The 18,774-nt window shown below is 63.6% G+C and carries 17 protein-coding genes; all 17 read right to left on the reverse strand.

The window, feature by feature from the left end:
• Nucleotides 1-112 precede the first annotated feature (112 nt).
• Nucleotides 113-2,215 carry a flagellar biosynthesis protein FlhA gene (flhA, locus tag KHO33_RS15905; RefSeq protein ID WP_054038484.1) on the reverse strand — a complete coding sequence of 701 codons (2,103 nt, stop codon included), beginning with the start codon at nt 2,213-2,215 and terminating at the stop codon, nt 113-115.
• Nucleotides 2,212-3,423, reverse strand: coding sequence for a flagellar biosynthesis protein FlhB (gene flhB, locus KHO33_RS15910; RefSeq protein WP_200565563.1), 1,212 nt, complete (start codon nt 3,421-3,423; stop codon nt 2,212-2,214). Before flhB ends, flhA begins: the two co-directional genes overlap by 4 nt.
• Nucleotides 3,424-3,662: 239 nt before the next feature.
• Nucleotides 3,663-5,000 carry a DUF3443 domain-containing protein gene (locus tag KHO33_RS15915; protein ID WP_200565564.1) on the reverse strand — a complete coding sequence of 446 codons (1,338 nt, stop codon included), beginning with the start codon at nt 4,998-5,000 and terminating at the stop codon, nt 3,663-3,665.
• 15 nt (nt 5,001-5,015) lie between these two features.
• On the reverse strand, nt 5,016-5,561 hold the full coding sequence (locus tag KHO33_RS15920; protein WP_200565565.1) for a DUF2844 domain-containing protein: 546 nt from the start codon (nt 5,559-5,561) through the stop codon (nt 5,016-5,018).
• A 287-nt stretch (nt 5,562-5,848) separates the two neighbouring features.
• Nucleotides 5,849-6,559, reverse strand: coding sequence for a protein phosphatase CheZ (gene cheZ, locus KHO33_RS15925; RefSeq protein WP_054038491.1), 711 nt, complete (start codon nt 6,557-6,559; stop codon nt 5,849-5,851).
• 1 nt (nt 6,560) lies between these two features.
• Complete coding sequence (cheY, locus tag KHO33_RS15930; protein WP_054038493.1) at nt 6,561-6,956, reverse strand: chemotaxis response regulator CheY; 396 nt, start codon at nt 6,954-6,956, stop codon at nt 6,561-6,563.
• A gap of 64 nt (nt 6,957-7,020) precedes the next feature.
• Nucleotides 7,021-8,109, reverse strand: a complete 1,089-nt coding sequence (locus KHO33_RS15935; protein ID WP_200565566.1) for a protein-glutamate methylesterase/protein-glutamine glutaminase — start codon at nt 8,107-8,109, stop codon at nt 7,021-7,023.
• Between the two features lie 5 nt (nt 8,110-8,114).
• A complete protein-coding gene (gene cheD / locus KHO33_RS15940) occupies nt 8,115-8,885 on the reverse strand; it encodes a chemoreceptor glutamine deamidase CheD (protein ID WP_200565567.1) in 771 nt (256 codons plus the stop codon).
• Complete coding sequence (locus tag KHO33_RS15945; protein ID WP_054038605.1) at nt 8,882-9,847, reverse strand: CheR family methyltransferase; 966 nt, start codon at nt 9,845-9,847, stop codon at nt 8,882-8,884. The genes cheD and KHO33_RS15945 overlap by 4 nt, the downstream gene beginning before the upstream one ends.
• Nucleotides 9,848-10,051: 204 nt before the next feature.
• Entirely contained in the window at nt 10,052-11,935 is a 1,884-nt protein-coding gene (locus KHO33_RS15950; RefSeq protein ID WP_200565568.1) for a methyl-accepting chemotaxis protein, read from the reverse strand.
• Between the two features lie 49 nt (nt 11,936-11,984).
• Entirely contained in the window at nt 11,985-12,515 is a 531-nt protein-coding gene (gene cheW, locus KHO33_RS15955; protein ID WP_200565569.1) for a chemotaxis protein CheW, read from the reverse strand.
• Between the two features lie 51 nt (nt 12,516-12,566).
• A complete protein-coding gene (cheA, locus tag KHO33_RS15960) occupies nt 12,567-14,891 on the reverse strand; it encodes a chemotaxis protein CheA (protein ID WP_200565570.1) in 2,325 nt (774 codons plus the stop codon).
• A gap of 98 nt (nt 14,892-14,989) precedes the next feature.
• The gene (locus KHO33_RS15965; protein ID WP_054038499.1) at nt 14,990-15,367 is read right to left on the reverse strand and encodes a response regulator; all 378 of its coding nucleotides are present in this window, start codon (nt 15,365-15,367) and stop codon (nt 14,990-14,992) included.
• 84 nt (nt 15,368-15,451) lie between these two features.
• Nucleotides 15,452-16,459, reverse strand: a complete 1,008-nt coding sequence (motB, locus tag KHO33_RS15970) for a flagellar motor protein MotB (RefSeq protein ID WP_054038500.1) — start codon at nt 16,457-16,459, stop codon at nt 15,452-15,454.
• A gap of 21 nt (nt 16,460-16,480) precedes the next feature.
• A complete protein-coding gene (gene motA / locus KHO33_RS15975) occupies nt 16,481-17,341 on the reverse strand; it encodes a flagellar motor stator protein MotA (protein WP_006050895.1) in 861 nt (286 codons plus the stop codon).
• A gap of 239 nt (nt 17,342-17,580) precedes the next feature.
• On the reverse strand, nt 17,581-18,141 hold the full coding sequence (flhC, locus tag KHO33_RS15980; protein WP_054038502.1) for a flagellar transcriptional regulator FlhC: 561 nt from the start codon (nt 18,139-18,141) through the stop codon (nt 17,581-17,583).
• Between the two features lie 51 nt (nt 18,142-18,192).
• Nucleotides 18,193-18,513, reverse strand: coding sequence for a flagellar transcriptional regulator FlhD (flhD, locus tag KHO33_RS15985; protein ID WP_006050893.1), 321 nt, complete (start codon nt 18,511-18,513; stop codon nt 18,193-18,195).
• Nucleotides 18,514-18,774: the final 261 nt, after the last annotated feature.

Below are 18,774 nucleotides of genomic sequence, written 5' to 3' on the forward strand. Positions count from 1 at the left end.
TTGCAGGGTGAAAAGTTAGGTGCGGAAATGAAAACCGGCGCTCGCGGAGCGCCGGCGGAAACCATCGGTCTGGAACGGCTGCGGCTAACTATCCGGCTTAGCCGCATGGGGTTTAGCCATGCGCCCCGATCAGATTCACCACCTTGATATTGCGCGTATCGGGTACTTCGGCATAAGACAGCACCTTCAACTGCGGCAGGCTGCGGCGCAGGAAGCGCGCGAGCATCGGCCGCAACGCATGCTGCACCAGCAGCACCGGCGACAACCCGAGGTTTTGCTGACGCGTCATCGCCTTCTGCGTTTCGTTCAGCAGCGTATGCGCGAGACCCGGTTCGAGGCCCGGATTGGCGCCCGTGGAGAGCGCCTGCGACAACACCCGCTCCAGATTCGAGTCGAGACCCATCACCTGCATGTCGCCCACGCCCGGGAACCACTGCTGCGTAATCGCACGGCCCAGCGCAAGGCGCACGGCGGCGGTGAGATCGTGCGCGTCGGTGACCTTCGGCGCGTGTTCGGACAGGGCTTCGAGAATCGTGCGCAGGTCGCGGATCGGCACGCCTTCTTCCAGCAGGTTTTGCAGCACCTTTTGCAGCGTGGTGAGCGGCAGCGACTTCGGCACCAGATCGTCGACCAGCGACGGCGTGTCCTTCTGCATCCGCTCCAGCAGCGCCTGGACTTCGCGGCGCCCGAGCAGTTCGGACGCATGCGTCACCACGAGGTGATTCAGGTGCGTGGCCACCACCGTGCTCGAATCGACCACCGTATAGCCGTACACCTGCGCCTGTTCGCGCAGATTCGTATCGATCCAGATCGCTGGCAGCCCAAACGCCGGATCCTGCGTTGGCGTGCCCGGCAGCGCGGCGGACACCTGCCCCGGGTTGATCGCCAGCCATTGCCCCGGATACGCTTCGCCGACGCCCACCTCGACGCCCTTGAGCGCAATCCGGTAGCCGTTCGGCCGCAATTCGAGGTTGTCGCGGATATGGATCACCGGCGGCAGGAAGCCGATTTCCTGCGCGAACTTCTTGCGGATGCTCTTGATCCGTTTGAGCAGTTCGCCGTCCGAGTTCTTGTCGACGAGCGGAATCAGCCGGTAGCCGACTTCGAGACCGAGCGTGTCGATCATCGTCACGTCGTCCCAACTGGCTTCGGCATTCTCGACCGGCGCGAGCGTGGCCGGTGCGACGTCGACCAGTGTTGCGGTGTTCTTGCGCGCTTCGCTGCGCTTCTTCATCGTGCGGCCGAGCTGGATCAGGCCACCGCCGAGAATCAGAAACGCGAAGTGCGGCATGCCCGGAATCAGGCCCATCAGCACCAGAATGCAGCCCGTGATCACCAGCACGCGCGGGTTCGTGAAGAGCTGGCCGGTCAGTTGCGTACCGATGTCTTCGTTGGTCGCGACGCGCGAGACGATCACACCGGCCGCCGTCGAAATCACGAGCGACGGGATCTGTGCGACGAGGCCGTCACCAATTGTCAGCAGCGTGTAGGTCTTGCCGGCGGACGCGAAGTCCATGCCGTGCTGCGCCATCCCGACGATCAGCCCGCCGACGATGTTGATCACCATGATCAGCAGGCCGGCAATCGCATCGCCGCGCACGAACTTGCTGGCGCCGTCCATCGAACCGTAGAACTCGGCTTCCTGGGAGACTTCCAGGCGGCGCTTGCGGGCTTGATCTTCGTTGATGAGGCCGGCGTTCAGGTCGGCGTCGATCGCCATCTGCTTGCCGGGCATCGCGTCGAGCGTGAAGCGCGCGGACACTTCCGCGATCCGCCCCGCGCCCTTGGTGATCACCATGAAGTTGATGACCATCAAAATGACGAAGACGACGATACCGACCGCGAAGTTGCCGCCCACGAGGAAGTGGCCGAACGACTCGATCACCTGGCCCGCCGCGTCCGGGCCGGTATGGCCTTCGAGCAGCACGACGCGGGTGGACGCCACGTTCAGCGACAGGCGCAGCAAGGTCGAGAACAGCAGCACGCTTGGGAAAGCGGCGAAGTCGAGCGGCTTCATCGTGTACATGCTGACGAGCAGCACCATCACGGAAAGCGCGATATTGAAGGTGAACAGCAGATCCAGCAGAAACGGCGGCAACGGCAGGATCATCATGCCGAGGATCATGCAGATCAGCACCGGCCCGGCGAGGGCGCGCAAATTGGTGCCGCTCAAGGCATCCGGCCGTCGGGACAGGAATCCGGCGCGAGTGTTCATGCGGAGGCTCCTGAAGCGTCGTCGTTATTTGGGTTAAGCACGTCGGCGGCTTCCTGCTCGGCTTCATCGTCCGGCACGCCGCCCTTGTCGAGGTCCGCCGGCACGTCGAACTCGGTCGGTGCGACCGGCGCGACGCCGCCTTCGGTGTTGAAACGCCGCAACTGATACACCCACGCCAGCACCTCGGCGACCGCGCCATAGAGCGGGCCGGGAATCTCACGGTTCAGATCGACGTTGTGATACAGCGCACGCGCGAGCGGCGGCGCTTCCAGCAGCGGCACGTTGTTCTCGGCGGCGATTTCGCGAATCCGCGCGGCCACCAGGTTCACGCCCTTGGCGACCACCTTCGGCGCGCGCATCTCGCCGTCGGTGTACTGCAGCGCGACGGCGAAGTGCGTCGGGTTGGTCACCACCACATCGGCCTTGGGCACCTGGGTCATCATGCGGCGACGGGCAATGGCGCGCTGTTGCTGGCGAATCCGGCCTTTGACGTGCGGATCGCCTTCGCTTTCGCGGTGTTCGCGCTTCACTTCTTCCTTCGTCATGCGCAATTTCTTGTGGAACTGCCAGAGTTGATACGGCACATCCAACGCAGCTACGACGAACATGCCCGCCACCGTCATGCCACAGCACACCGCGATCAGATGCACGGTGTTGGCGAGCGCGAGATGCAGCGGCTGGGTTGCCAGCGCGAGAATTTCCTCGCGGCGATTCCAGATCGCCGAGCCGCCGATGCAGCCCACCACCAGCGTCTTCGCGAGCGACAGGCCGAGCTGAACCGGTCCGTTGATCGAGAATATTTTGCCGAGCCCTTCGATCGGGTTGAGCCGGTTGAACTTGGGCTCGAGGCCTTTCGACGACAACTGCCAGCCGCCCAGCGCCATCGGCGCAAGCAAGGCGGCAGCGCCCGTGAAGGCCAGAACCGGCAGCAGCGCATACAGGCCCTCGCGGCCCGCGGCGCCCGCGCCGATCAGCATGCGGCGGGTTTCGAACACGGTGGCGTGGTCGAACGTGAAGGACGCCCGCAGCATGCCCCGCAAATGCTCGCCGATGCTGTCGGACATGCCCCAAACGCCGAAGAATCCCGCTGCCAGCAGCGCAAACGTCGACAGCTCCCGCGAACGCACGATCTGCCCTTCCTCGCGCGCCTTCTGCAGGCGCCGGGGAGTGGCTGATTCGGTTTTTTCGAGGTCGCTATCCTCTGCCACAAACGCTCTCCAGTCGGCCGAGGCACGGCGCCTCTTTCCAGTGAGAGCGATTATTCCCGCTCGACGCAAGCGACGATCGGCGGATAAGGACGGAGAAAGGGGGGTATTTCGAGGGATGGAACAGCCGGCTGGGAGCGCCGGCTGCGGGGCGGTTGCGGGGACAGTTGCAACTGCGGCTAGCGGACACCCGCGGCGTTTCGCGCGGGTGTCCAGCCGGTTCTTATGCGTGTGTCATGGCCTTAGAAGCCGACGTAAGGCGTCTGGCCGCCGCTCAACGTCTGATCGATGCCGTAGTAAACATGACGACCATAAAAGAACGGCAAACCCAGATCAAAGCTGCTGCTGCCGCCGATCTGCCCGGCCAGATCGTTGAACGCATAGTTACTGGTGTTGCTGAACAGCGTCGACGCACTCAGGATGCCGATGCTGACGCTCGCTCTCGTGCTGCTCAGGCCGCCCAGCGTGATCGACCGGGTTTGTGCGGCCGACGGGCAATAGAACCCGGCGAAATTACTGCCGCACTGCGCGAGCGAGCTGTCGGCAAAGAAGTACGCGTTCGACCCCGAATCGAAGAACGCCTGCACAGTTGTGCCGTTAAAGACGCTGTTGTTCATGTTGCCGAAGGCATCGGTGGTGAAGGTCTGCGTAGCCGCGAGCGCATTGTTCGACTGCGTGCCGATTCCGAACACCAGCGTGCCGGTGGCCGACGCAGCACCGGTATTCGACACCGGCGGCATCTGCACGATCACGCCGTTGTTGTCAGCCGTAAAGTTGGCGACCGGATTGGCGACCTGCTGGGCCAGTGGCACCGCAGTACGGGTGCAGGAGGTGCCGCCCGGACACGAGAAATAATTGCTGTAGTTGGCCGCGGTCCCGGCATTCGCGCAGGTTGCGCCGCAATCGTTGGGCGCCGTGCCAATGCCGAGAATGCCGTTGGCGCCGAGATCGCTGACGGTGTTTTCCGCCGAGCCACTGCCGCAACCGGGCGACGGCACCGTGCTCGAGGCCTTGTCGCCGATGATCTGGATCGGGATGGCCGTGGTCGTCGTTTCGCCGCCGACGCCAGCTGTCGGATTAAGGATCGCCACGGTCGCGTTACGCACCGTGCCCCACGTATAGCCGTCGGCGAAGGTCGCACATTCCGCGAGTTGCGCGTTGTTTGTGCCGATAGTGTTGACCGGCAACGCGCCGAGCAACGACGCATTCAACACCGAGCCAACCACACGCAGCCCGAACGAACCGGTATCGAGCTGGATGTTGTCGATGGTCTGACAGCCGGATGTCGTACCCGGCGGACAGACTGTCACGCTAACCGTCGGAATATTGATGACGCCACTCAGACCGCGCCCGACCGTGATCGGCACGGTATTCGCCGCCGTCGCCGCGATCGGTTGCTGGGTCGGGCTGGCCGGCAATGAGCCGCCGTTCAGCGTGGTCGACGAATTGTTGCTGGAACTGGAGCTGTCGCCGCCACCACCGCCACCGCAGGCGGCAATTAGCGACACCAACGCCACGGCCACGACGGCCTGCACCCAGCCCCTGAACTTCCCGGCAATATGACTTTGCATGGTTCGCATCGCTCGTCCTCGCCCTTACTGGATGTCGGAACCGCTGACGCCGGACGGCAACGCCGGCGGCAACCAGGCCTGACCGCTGAATGCGCCCATGTGGCCGCCGGAGCGGACCACGAGGCTGCTCTGGTCGACCGCAACGGGGCCACGAGCGCCTCCGCGCGCCGCGCGCACGGCTTTCACGCCGGCGCCGTACTGCGAGAAATAGCTGCCGAGCAGATCGTTCAGATCCGGCATTTGCGGACCATGCCACGCGATGCCGAAGACCGAACCGTCCGCAGCGAGGTATTCGCGCACCACCGTGCCGTTGCCGAGCGTCGTTTCACGCACGGTGTAGGACGCCGAAGCCGAAGTGGAAGAAGCAGCGCTCGATGCAGAACGCATCACGCTTTGAGCCGCCGTTGCCGAACTGGTGCCGGGCTGCACGGTGTGGGAAGAAACCGACGCATCCGTAGGGGGTGTCATCGGGGCGCCGCCCAAGCCCGCATACGCGGACTGCACGGCTGACAACGAACAGGGTAATGCAAGCGCCATAACAAACCCGGCGCGGCGTACGCGACTCCACATGACGAGGCTCCTCCCGAGCTGCTGCTGCTCGGCTCGCACCTCGTGCGAACCGGCCGCATGTATGCAGATCATACGGCACCGCTGCGATCGCACTCTGGAGGGATGCCTCACGGTGCCACCGACCGGTGACTGTCTCTCACCGGAATGCCATGCCGCTGCTTGAGTTCGTAGTATGCCTGTGGTTTGTGTCGGCAGACAGCAGGCGCACGCCGGAGCGTGGCCTGCCATCTATGCCGTTGCGGCGATCCGGCGATCCTGCCTCGCACCCGTGAGGATGCGCCGGCAGGTCAGAAGCCGAGGCTCGCCAGCAGATCGTCGACCTGCGACTGGTCCTGCACCACGTCCGTCTTGCCTTCCGGATTGATCTGCGGACCGTTCAGCAGATGTTCGGGGCTGCCGGTGGACGACGGCTCGGCTGCCAGTGCCGCCGCATTCGCCGCAAACTGCTCGCGCCGCTCGAGCGCGATGTTCTCGACCAGCACGCCGAGCAGCTGCTGCTCGATCAGGTACACGACATCCGTGATCTTCTTGATGACCTGCCCGGTCAGATCCTGGAAGTCCTGCGCCAGCATGATCTCCATGAGTTGCGAGTTGGTCGCGGTGGTCGCCTCGGGCACGCCGCGCAGAAAGGTGCGCGTGTCGTTCATCAGCGCGCGCACTTCCTCGCGCTCGATCGGCGCCGCGTACCACTGCTCCCAGCGCGCGTCGAGTTCGCCGGCGTCTTTCTGCAGTTGTTCCTGGATCGGCTTGGCGACGTCGATCGATGACAGCACGCGCTCGGCGGCCTGCTCGGTCATGTTCGCGATGTACTTGAGACGGTCGCGAGCATCGGGCACGGCTTCCGCCGCACGCTCGACATGCTTGTCGATCCCGAGCTCACGCATCGAGTCACGCAGCGTGCGCGTCAGTTGTCCGATACGGGCGAGGATGCGGTCAGACGCGAGGTCGCCGCTCTCGGCCGCCGCTTCGGCACCTTGCGCGTTGGTCGGCAGAGTCACATCAGCTCCCGGCTTTCGCCATCTTCTCGAGAATCTTGTTGAGCTTCTCGTCGAGCGTCGCGGCCGTGAACGGCTTGACGACATAACCGCTCGCGCCGGCCTGAGCCGCCGCGATAATGTTTTCCTTCTTCGACTCGGCCGTCACCATCAGCACCGGCAGATGCGTCAGATGGGCGTCGGCGCGGATTTCCTTGAGCATGGCCAGACCGTCGAGGTTCGGCATGTTCCAGTCGGAAATCACGAAGTCATACGTGCCGCTACGCAAACGCGCGAGGCCGGCCTGACCGTCTTCCGCTTCGTCGACATTCGAGTAGCCAAGCTCTTTGAGCAGGTTGCGGACAATCCGGCGCATCGTCGGAAAATCGTCAACCACCAGAATCTTCATTCCCTTATCCATTTCATTCCCTTTGCTTGATCCATGATGCGGCGCATGACCGCCAGTTCATTCCATCAGGCGCGCATCATACCCGCTGTACGCGGTCGCCCATTGACGACAGACGCGCCATCACGCGTCGGCTCATTTCCGGCAGCGAAGCAATTTCGTCCGCGGCGCCGAGCGCAATAGCTTCGCGCGGCATGCCGAATACGATACAGCTCGCTTCGTCCTGTGCAAGGGTATACGCCCCTGCTTTTTTCATGTCCAGTAGTCCGGCGGCGCCATCGCGCCCCATTCCGGTCAGGATCACGCCTACCGCATTCTTACCCGCATGCTGCGCGGCCGAGCGGAACAGCACGTCCACCGACGGACGGTGCCGGTTCACCGGCGGTTCGTCCGACAGATGCGCAATATAGTTCGCGCCGCTGCGGGCCAGCAACAGGTGAGCGTGGCCGGGCGCGATATACGCATGTCCCGGCAGCACGCGTTCGCCGTGCTCTGCCTCTTTAACGGTAATCCGGCACAAACCATTAAGGCGTTGCGCAAAAGATTTTGTGAAACCCGGCGGCATATGCTGCGCGATCAGCACGGCAGGCGCATCCGGCGGCAGCGGCACCAGCACTTCGCGGATCGCTTCGGTGCCACCCGTCGACGCGCCGACAATAATCAGCTTCTCGGTACTGAGCAGCGGATTGTTGAAGAGCGGCGCGGCGGCGGCAGGCGCATGCGCCGCCTGCGTGGCCGCGTGCTGCACCGGCGCGGCCTGGCGCACCCGCGCGCGGGCCGCGGCGCGAATCTTGTCGGCGAGCTTTTCCGAGTAGTCGAGCATGCCGTCGCGAATGCCGACCTTCGGCTTGGTGACGAAGTCGACTGCGCCCAGTTCCAGCGCGCGCAGCGTGATTTCATTGCCGCGTTCGGTCAGCGACGACACCATCACGACCGGCATCGGCCGCAGACGCATCAGCTTCTCGAGGAAGTCGAGACCGTCCATGCGCGGCATTTCGACGTCGAGCGTCAGCACGTCCGGGTTGTGCTGCTTGATGAGATCGCGCGCGACCAGCGGGTCGGGTGCGGTCGCCACGACGGTCATGTCCGGCTGGCCGTTGATGATTTCCGTCATCAGGCTGCGAATCAGCGCCGAATCGTCGACGCACAGTACTTTGATCTTTTGCACAGCGCTCACGCCTCCTCTGTAGTTCTGGCGTTGTTTGAGTTAATCGGGCGGGGGCTTGCGCCGAACAGTTCGATGCGCGGCTTCGCGGCGCCTGCGCCCGCAGTGCCGCCCGCCGCGCCGAATAGTTCGACCTTGGGCCGCGTGGCGGCCGGCGTCGAGAACAACTCGACCCGTTTGCGCGCCGCCGCGAGCCGCTCGGCACGCGCTTCGGCACTTTGCCGCATCAGCGCCTGTTCGCGCTCGGCCACGCCCGCTTCCTGCTGCAAGCGCAACTTCTTCACCATCACCTGGCCGGTGCGCGGCATGAAGGCGACCTTGCGCGGATGATTGCCCTGCAAATCCTCGGCGACGATGCGAATCTTTTCGAGCGCCAGATAGCGGCGTACGAATTCCGAATTGCGATCGCCGATGTTCATCGTCGTCATGCCGGCCAGCACCGCGCCGCCGCCGAATACCTTGGCTTCGAAACGCTCGCGCCGGCCACCGGCCTTGATCAGTTCGTTGATCAGCACTTCCATGGCGTACGCGCCATAGCGCATCGAATCCGACGCGGGCTGGCCGGCGTCCGCGCCGTCGTCGGGCAGCATGAAGTGATTCATGCCGCCTATGCCGGCGGTGCGGTCCTGAATACAGGCCGCGACACATGAACCGAGCACGGTGACGAGCACCATGTCTTCGCTCGTGGTGTAAAACTCGTTCGGCAACAGCTTCACGCCGGGGCGCTGGAAGTGGTTGTCGAAGTACAGATTGGTGGCGATCGGCAGGCTGCTGCTCATGCGGTCACCCCGCTCGTCGTTGCGCTGCCCGCATGGCTCGCGGCGCGTGCCGGCGTGCGTGCGGCGGCCGCGTCACGCGTCAGTTCATAGACCGTCTGACCGCGCAGCTTGAACGCCTGCGTCACATAGGTGAAGTTTTCCGAGTGGCCGGCAAACAGCAAACCACCCGATTTCATCAGCGGCTCGAAGCGCGCCAGCACCTGCCCCTGGGTCGGCTTGTCGAAATAGATCATCACGTTGCGGCAGAAGATCGCGTCGAACTGCGAGCGCAACTGGTAATCGCGGTCGGTCAGATTCAGTTGTTCGAAGCGCACCATCGCGCGCACTTCCGGACGCACCTTGACCATGCCGGCGTGCGCGCCGGTGCCCTTCAGGAAGAAGCGCTTGAGCCGCTCGGGCGACAGGTGCTTTACCTGATCGAACTGATACATGCCGGCTTCGGCTTTCGCCAGCACCTGCGTGTCGATGTCAGTGGCGAGCACGGTGGCCTGACGCGCGCCGCTGTCGCCGAGCGCTTCGATTAGCGTCATTGCGATCGAATACGGTTCCTCACCAGTCGAGGCCGCCGAGCACCAGACCGAAACCGGCTGCGCGCGGCGCGGCACGAACTCGGCCAGGATCGGAAAGTGATGGGCCTCGCGGAAGAACGCGGTCAGGTTGGTGGTCAGCGCATTGGTGAACGCTTCCCACTCGGCCGGATCGTTTTCCGCTTCGAGCAGATCGAGGTACTGTTTGAAGGTCTCGAGGCCACGGGAGCGCAAGCGGCGCGCCAGACGGCTGTACGCCATATCGCGCTTGTGATCCGACAGGGAAATGCCCGCGCTGCGATGAATCAGATCGCGAATGCGAGCGAAATCCGCCGACGTGAATTCGAAATCCCGTCCTTGCTCGCCGGCTCTAGCCGGTTCCGCCCGGGCGGGGCGCGCCGGTTGCGGAGGTTGCTGTTCGCGCGTTGCCATTATGAGAGTCCCTGCCTGCAATACGAGCCATCCCGCTTTTCGCCAACAGAATTGCTTCTGGCGAAAGGGATTGTGTTCGCGGGGTCGCGCACGCCCGCGAGTTCTGCCAACACGCGATCGGCCCGCGACACGCCGTTTAAGCGTGCTTCGATGATTCGCCCGTCATGGAGCGAGATTCCGAATGACCGCATGTCTCTGTGCCACTTCCTAGAACGTTTCCCAGTCCGCGTCCGATCCTGCCGACGCGGCGCTTGTTACGGCCGGACGTGCTGCGGAGTCGGATGCGGCGCGGGCCGTCTTCGGTTTGAGAGCCGGTTCGACACGTGTGGTGTCGGCACCGTGGGTGGACGAAGCCGGTGTTGCCGTATTTGCCGCCTTGCCTGCTGCCGGATGCGCTGCTGCATGTGCGCTCGCTTGCGGCGCGGCCTTGGCGGGCTGCGCGTGCTGGCTGCTGCTCTTGCCGCTCTTGCTGCCGTTCGAACGTGCCGCCGCTTGCGGACGCGCTGCAGTTGCAGTTGCGGCGCTGCGCGTCTGGCCGCCGGCTACTTTCCAGCCGCTCACCACCGCTTGCAACTGACGCGTCTGGTCTTCGAGCGACGCCGCCGCGGCCGCAGCCTGTTCGACCAGTGCGGCGTTCTGCTGCGTGACTTCGTCCATCTGCACGACCGCGCGATTCACCTGTTCGATGCCGCCCGACTGCTCTTCGGAAGCCGCGCTGATTTCGCCCATGATGTCGGTCACGCGGCGCACCGCCTGCACGATCTCGTCCATCGTGGTGCCCGCGCGACCCACCAGCGCCGAGCCGCTTTGCACCTTGTCGACCGAGTCGCCGATCAGTTCCTTGATTTCCTTCGCGGCGCTGGCGCTGCGCTGCGCGAGGCTGCGCACTTCGCCTGCGACCACCGCGAAACCGCGGCCCTGTTCGCCTGCCCGCGCGGCTTCGACCGCCGCGTTCAGCGCGAGAATGTTGGTCTGGAAAGCAATGCCTTCGATCACGCCGATGATATCGACGACCTTGTTCGAACTGGTCGCGATGTCCTGCATCGTCGTCACGACCTGGCTCACCACATCGCCGCCGCGTGTCGCGATATCCGACGCGTTGACGGCCAACTGGCTCGCCTGGCGCGCGTTCTCGGCGTTCTGGCGCACGGTGCCGGTCAGCTGCTCCATGCTTGAGGCGGTTTCCTGCAACGACGCGGCCTGCTGTTCGGTGCGTTGCGAGAGATCGGTGTTGCCCATGGCGATTTCGCGCGCGCCGGTGTCGATCGATTCGGTGCTGCTGTGAACCGCCGTCACCATCGTCGCCATGCTTTCCTGCATGCGCTTGATGCCGGCGAACAGGCGGCCGATTTCGTTACGGCTGAACACGTTGATCTGCTCGGACAGATCGCCCGAGGCGATCCGTTCGAAGCACGCCGTTGCGTCGCTCAACGGCTGCACGATCAGGCCGCGCAGCGCAAGGCGGATACCCAGCACCAGCAGCAGCGCGATCACAGTGACACCGATGATCAGCGTGGTCATCAGCGAAATGTTCGATTGCGCGCTCGACTGCTGATCCACCGCATGCTGCTGCATCGCCTTGATCACATTGGACGCGACGTTGTCGTACGCAAGGAACATCGGCGGAATCTTGGTATCGGCGATCGCGTGATAGGCCGCCGGATCGTTCGCGCGCAGCGCGGCGAACTCCGGATCGACGCCGTCTCGCGTCAGGGTCGTGCGGCGCGCCGTCAGATCGTCGAGCAGCGCCTGGTCAACGCCGTTCTTCGGTGCATTGAGAAACGCCTGCCAGTTTTCGCTTGACTTGCTGAGCAGCACCTGCGCACGATCGAGCGCCGTCTTCGCCTGCTCGGTGTCGCCGGCGGTGCTCAACGCGGTAACGCGGTCCAGCGTTACGCGCGACCGCAACAGATACGCCGACGCATCGTCGAGCGCGTGAATGGCGACCAGATCGCCGCGCGCGATACGGTCGAGCGACTGGCTCGCGCCGTTCAGCGCGGTCAGACCAAGCGCTCCGACCACGACGGTCAGCGCAACCAGAATGACCCCCACCATCGTCAGCGATGTGCGAATCGACCACCTGCTCAGCATCTTGATGCTCCCTGTTCGATCAGTCTTTCTTACTGGCGCGTAGTCATACTTACGCGCTGAGCGTTTCGATCAGCGCCATTTCGCGGCTGGTCATCAGCTTCTCAATGTCCATCAGGATCAGCATGCGGCCGTCGACGGTGCCCAGACCCGTCAGGTACTCGGTCGTCAGCGTCGCGCCGAATTCCGGGGCCGGCATGATCTGGTCGGTGGCGAGCGTCAGCACGTCCGACACGCCGTCCACCACCATCCCGACCACGCGATGCGCGACGTTCAGGATGATCACGACGGTCTGGTGGTCGTACTCGACGCGGCCCAGATGAAACTTGATGCGCATGTCCACGATCGGCACGATGATGCCGCGCAGATTGATCACGCCTTTGATGAATTCCGGCGCATTGGCGATCCGCGTCACGTTGTCGTAGCCGCGGATTTCCTGCACCTTGAGAATGTCGATGCCGTACTCTTCGGCGCCGAGCGTGAAGACGAGGAATTCCTGACCGCCGGCGTCCGCCTGCTGCGCGTCGCGGCGACCATTCGCCGCGTTCGCGACGCTCGAATTGATGGATTGGACTTCTGCCACGTTAGCCCCCAAACGGTTGGGATGAAATAAGTTGAGTGAGTGTTGCGGATGTCATGCGAGGCTCATCGCGCCGTGCGCATGGCGCGTTTCGCGATTCAGCGCCGCCACGTCCACGATCAGCGCGACACTGCCGTCGCCGAGAATGGTTGCGGCGGAAATGCCGTGCACCTTGCGGTAATTCGTTTCCAGATTCTTCACGACCACCTGCTGCTGCCCCACCAGTTCGTCGATCAGCATCGCAAAGCGGCGCCCTTCGGTTTGCATGATGGTGACGATGCCCTGCGTCGGTTCCTGCTTGGCGTCGTCGACGTTGAACACCTCGTGCAACGCGACGAGCGGCAGATATTCACCGCGCACGCGCACCACACGTTCGCCATTGGCCACCGTGTAGATGTCCTCGGCACGCGGTTGCAGCGACTCCATCACGAAGTTCAGCGGCAGAATGAAGATCTCGTTGCCGACCTTGACCGACATGCCGTCGAGAATCGCCAGCGTGAGCGGCAAGACGATGCGCGTGGTGCTGCCCTTGCCGGCGTGTGAGGTGATTTCCACGTGACCACCCATCGACTGGATGTTGCGCTTCACCACGTCCATGCCGACGCCGCGGCCGGAGACGTCCGTGACCTGCTCCGCCGTCGAAAAACCCGGCAGGAAAATCAGGTTCCAGACTTCTTCGTCGGACATCGTTTCGCTGACCTGCATGCCCTGCTTGGCGGCCTTCGCGAGAATCTTGTCGCGGCGCAAACCGGCGCCGTCGTCGCTCACTTCGATGACGATGTTGCCGCCATGGTGAGCCGCCGACAGCACCAGCTGGCCGGTCGAATCCTTGCCCGCCGCGCGCCGCGCTTCCACGGTTTCGATACCGTGGTCGAGACTATTGCGCACGAGGTGAGTCAACGGATCGATGATCCGTTCAATGAGGCTCTTGTCGAGTTCGGTCGCCTGACCGAAGGTGACGAGCTCCACTTCCTTGCCGAGTTTCGCCGCCAGATCGCGCACGAGACGCGGGAAGCGGCTGAACACGTAGTCCATCGGCATCATGCGGATCGACATCACCGCTTCCTGCAGATCGCGCGCGTTGCGCTCGAGCTGCGCCATGCCGTTGAAGAGCCGGTCGTGCAGCGCCGGATCGAACGTGCTGGTGGTCTCGGCCAACATCGCCTGGGTGATCACCAGTTCGCCGACCAGGTTGATCAGCTGATCGACCTTTTCGACGCCGACGCGAATCGAGCTGCCTTCCGCGCCGCCTGCTGCCGCGGCCGGCCGTGCCGCCTTGCGATCCTGTTCGGCGCTTGCCGCCGTGGTGGTTGCCACGCTTGCCGCCGGTGCGCTGCTCGCTGCTGCGGGTGCAGCCGCGGCTGGCGCCGGCGTAGTCGCTGTCGTCGCCGGGGCGTTGAACAGTCCGTGTGTGGCAGCGGCTTGAGCGGGCGCAGCGGTGTGGGCCGCCGGTGCCGACGATGCTGCCTGCTCCGCCTGGTACGCGTGTGCCGTCTGTGCTGCTTGCGCCGGGGACGAATCGGCAGCATCGGGCGTTCCAGGTTCGCCTTGCTGCGTCTCGTCCGCCGGTGCGGTGCCGCGGCCGATCGAGATCTGACTGTCGTCGATCACGAAACAGCATACGGCGATGATGTCGTCGGAGGTCACATCGGTCTGGAGCCACAGCGTCAGATCGCCGCCGCTCTTGACCTGCCCGACGATGTTACCCAGGTTGCCGAGCTCTTCGGACAGCAGTTCCTGGTCCTTCTCACCTACGCCCCGTAGCGTAATTTTCAGATGGGGGCCGGCTGCATCGCCAGCGCCCGCGGCTTGTCCGGTCTGTGCCGGTTCGCCGTCAGTCCATTCACCCGCCGCCTGCACCGCCTGTTCGACGACGTGCTCGGGCGGGGTACCGCCTTGTCCTGCTGGTTGTGCTGCTACTGCTACTGGTGCTGCGACCGCCACCGGTGCGGCGACTGCGGGTGCCGGTGCCGCTTCGGCGCCCAAGCGGCTTTCCGCATGCAACTGTTCGAGCTTCGCGCAGATCGCCTTGGCCACAGCCGTATCCGGCTCGGCACTCGCACGGTAGTCGGCGAGCTGGCCCGACAACACGTCCTTGGTTTCGAGGAACGTGTCGATCATGTCTTTGCGCAGCACGAGTTCGTTATTGCGCGCGCGGTCGAGCAGCGATTCGAGAATGTGGGTGGTTTCCGTCAGCGCGGTAAAACCGAACGTCGCCGCACCGCCCTTGATCGAGTGCGCCGCGCGGAAAATCGCCGCGAGATCTTCGGGGTCCGGGTGCGCGATGTCCAGATTGAGCAGCAACTGCTCCATCTGCGCGAGCAGTTCGTCCGCTTCGTCGAAGAAGGTCTGATAGAACTGAGTGATATCGAGTGTCATGCCTGGGTCACCGCGAGAGTTCCTGTCTAGGCTTGGGCTACCGTGCCGCCGCGTCGAAAGCTTCTATAACTTGTGTAAAGGTGGCGCTTATGAGGCGCTCATGCGTTGTCCGATTCGGCTAAAGCCGCGACCAGTTCGGTCAACATGTCGGGGTCGAGCGGCTTTTCGATCCAGCCGGTCGCCCCCGCGGCCCGCGCCGCCTCCTTGAACGGCTCGCCCGATTCCGTCGTGAGGACGAGGATGGGCGTCGCCTGGTAAGCCGGATTGCCGCGCAGTTCCGTGATCAGATCGAGGCCGGTTTTGCCCGGCATGTGCTGGTCCGTCAGCACGAGGTCGAACGACATGGCGAGCGCGTTTTCGAGCCCTTCAATGCCGTCCGCCGCGAGCGTCACTTCATAGCCGGCCGACGTCAGCGTGGCGGCGAGGATTTGCCGCATCGATGCCGAATCGTCGATTGCCAGGATGTGCCTGATCATGAAAACCTCGCTGCACTTACGCTATGGACCGGCTGGCCGTCCGCGCCACACGGGCGCATGGACCGGCCTGCCGGCCGCTGTCTGTTACTGGGCTGCCGGCGCTGCCGCCGGCACCTTCGGTGCAACCGTCACCGGTTGCGCAAGTCTTTGCAGCAGCGGCTTGGAGCCGGCTGCGTCGTCCGACAAGGTGGTCGTGGTGGAGTCGTCATGGTCAAGCGCCTCCTCCGACTTCCTGTTCAGCACGATGATGCTGATGCGGCGGTTTTCCGGGTCCATCGGGTCCGCCTTGTTCAGGTTCTGCGTCGACGCGAGGCCGAGCACGCGCATCACCTTCGCTTCGTCCATGCCGCCGGCGATCAGCTCGCGGCGCGACGCATTGGCGCGGTCCGCGGAGAGCTCCCAGTTGCTGTAGCCCTTCTCCCCGCCCGCGTATTGCGCCGCGTCGGTATGTCCTTGCACGATGATGCGGTTCGGCACGTCGTTCAGCGTGTGGCCGATTTCGCGCAGGATGTCGCGCATGTACGGCTCAACCACGTCTTTCGCCGTCGCGAACATCGGCCGCTTCTGCGAGTCGACGATTTCGATGCGCAGGCCGGTCAGCGTCGAGTCGATGCGGATCTGCTGCTTGAACTGGCGCAGCACCGGGTTCGCTTCGATCGCGGCCATCAGCTTGACCTGCAGATCGTGCAGACGGACCTGTTCGCGGCGTTCCAGCTCACCCTGCAACTGTTTGACCGAGTCGTCGTTGCTGTGGGAGACCGTGCGCTCGGCGCGATTATTGGTGCCGTCGGTCGAGCGCGTCACACCCTGGGCGTCGGTCGAAATGTCGCGGCCACCGCCCTTCAGAATGCTCGAGTCCTCGGCGCTGCGATCGCCGCCCCACAGCGTGATCTTCAACGGCTGGTTGAAGTAATCGGCGATGCCCTTCAACTGCACGGTGGAAGCCGAGCTCAGCAGCCACATCAGCAGGAAGAACGCCATCATCGCGGTCATGAAGTCCGCGTACGCGAGCTTCCAGGCGCCGCCGTGATGGCCTTTCTTGGCCGGCGCGGAGCGCTTGACGACAATGGCGCGGTCTTTGTCCTTGCTCATCGAATCGGTTCCCGGCGCCCGTTACTTGGCTTTGACACGGCGCACGTGCTCTTCCAGCTCGGCGAACGACGGGCGTTCGGTCGAGAAGAGCACCTTGCGGCCGAATTCGACGGCAATCGCCGGCGCATAGCCATTCAGGCTGGCGAGAATCGTTACCTTGATGCACTGGAACATCTTGGTCGACTCGGTCACGCGCTGTTCGGCAACGCTCGCGAGCGGTCCGATCAGCCCGTACGAAAGCAGAATCCCGAGGAAGGTGCCGACCAGCGCCTGGGCGATCATCTCGCCGAGCACCGCGGGCGGCTTGTCGGCGGAGGCCATGGTGTGCACCACGCCCATCACCGCGGCCACGATCCCGAACGCCGGCATGGCGTCGCCGACCTTGTTCAGGGCGTGGGCGGGCGCCTCGCCTTCCTGGTGATGCGTCTCGATCTCCTCGTCCATCAGGCTTTCGATCTCGAACGCGTTCATGTTGCCGCCGACCATCAGACGCAGGTAGTCGGTCAGAAATTCGATGATGTGATGGTCGGCGAGAATCTTCGGGTACTGGGTGAAGATCGGGCTCTTCGACGGATCGTCGATATCGGCTTCCAGCGTCAGCGTGCCTTCCTTGCGCGCCTTGGCCAGCAGGACGTAAAGGAGCGCCATCAGCTCCATGTAGACGTCCTTGTTGTACTTCGCGCCCTTGAACAGGGTTGGAATGACGCGCAGCGTCGCCTTGATCGTCTTCATCCCGTTGCCGAGAATGAACGCGCCGACGCCGGCGCCGACGATCATCAGCACTTCGACGGGCTGCAGCAGCGCGCCAAGATGGCCGCCTTCCAGCGCGTAACCGCCGAAAACGGACAAAAGCGTCACGAGTGTTCCCACGAAAATCAGCACTGCCGAGCCCTCACAAAGAAGCGACGGTGACCGTCGTTAATCTGGTTTACGGCAACGGAGCAGAAAACTTTGGTGGAAAAGCGGCTCGTCGCTCCGGTGTAAACCAGAGGCGGGTTAAACCGGCCCGGCCGGGTCCGATGTTGGCCAATCGGGCTGGAAGGCCCGCCGAATGGGCGTGCGGGCGTGTGTAACGAGCTGTGCGCCGGGTTGCGAGCCATGGGCTTGCATCGCCCTGCAGCTCAAATTTCGAGCGCAGCGAGGCTTTCGCGGGCCCGGGCGTCGGCAAATTTCTTTGTCTTACCCGCGCGCGACGGCGGCTGGCACAGCCCGCAGACGAAGGCGTGCTGCGGATCGTGGGCATGCGCGACAAAATGCCCGCCGCACCGGCAGCAGGCGGTCATTTGCAGCATTCCGGAGTCGAAGAAACGCACCAGCGTCCAGGCGCGGGTGAGACTGAGCACGGGCTCGTCGTCGTGCAGCTGGACATGTTCCAGATAGAGCCGGTAGCTCTTCACAATCGACTGGATCGTCGGACAGCCGCCGTGGCCGGCCATGAAACAGTAGATGTTGTAGAACAGCGATGAGTGAAAGTTCGGCTGCCAGGTCATGAACCAGTCGGTCGAAAACGGCAACATGCCCTTGGGCGGCGACACCCCTTTCAGTTCCTTGTACAGCTTGATCAGCCGGTCGCGCGACAGGCTGGTTTCCGCTTCGAGCAATTGCAAACGCGCGCCAAGTTCGATCAGCTCGATGGCGAGGGTAATTTCCCTGACTTCCTGCACAACACTTTTATATGCCATCCGCTTGCATTGCCCCCGTCCTGATCGCTTTACTTGGACTAAAAGCTGCCATCAGCCGAGTTGCTCGACTGGCTGGCTTGCCATCAGGATCGCGGAATGCGCCTGGGCCACGGCGCTCGATTTGCCTTTGTCCGCAAGGGCGGACAGCACGGCATGGTCATCAAAGCGGAAACGGCACAACACCTGATTGGACGCCGCCAGCTTCACGGTCTGCGCCAAAGACAGGTTGGCGAGCACATCGGCCAACTGGTCCGAAATCCCCATGCGAAACATGCCCATTGGCTTGTCTTCGCGCAGCAGACGCTGGGCGAGCAGGAGATAAGAAAGATTGACTTCTCTGATCTCATTGAGCATTTCGCTTGTCGCGCTCATGATTCCCCCGGGGTGTATCTGGCTGGTCAGGCCGTTACGGAAACGTTTGCTCGAACGCGCGCACTTAAACCGCACGAATCGGCTCGTTTCTGGTCTTGCGAGCATTGTGTCGAAAGGGGGAGCGGACGAAAATCGGACAGACACCCTGCCTGTCTGCCGGATTAATCCGTCATTCGTGTAGGAATTTTTCCTACACGGAGGGGTCAGAAAGAAGGCTGAAGCAGGCGAAGTGGCGCTCAGCTTGGGGCCGACGATGCGCTT

Origin of the sequence: Paraburkholderia nemoris (assembly GCF_905221015.1) — a bacterium.
Taxonomy (GTDB): domain Bacteria; phylum Pseudomonadota; class Gammaproteobacteria; order Burkholderiales; family Burkholderiaceae; genus Paraburkholderia; species Paraburkholderia nemoris.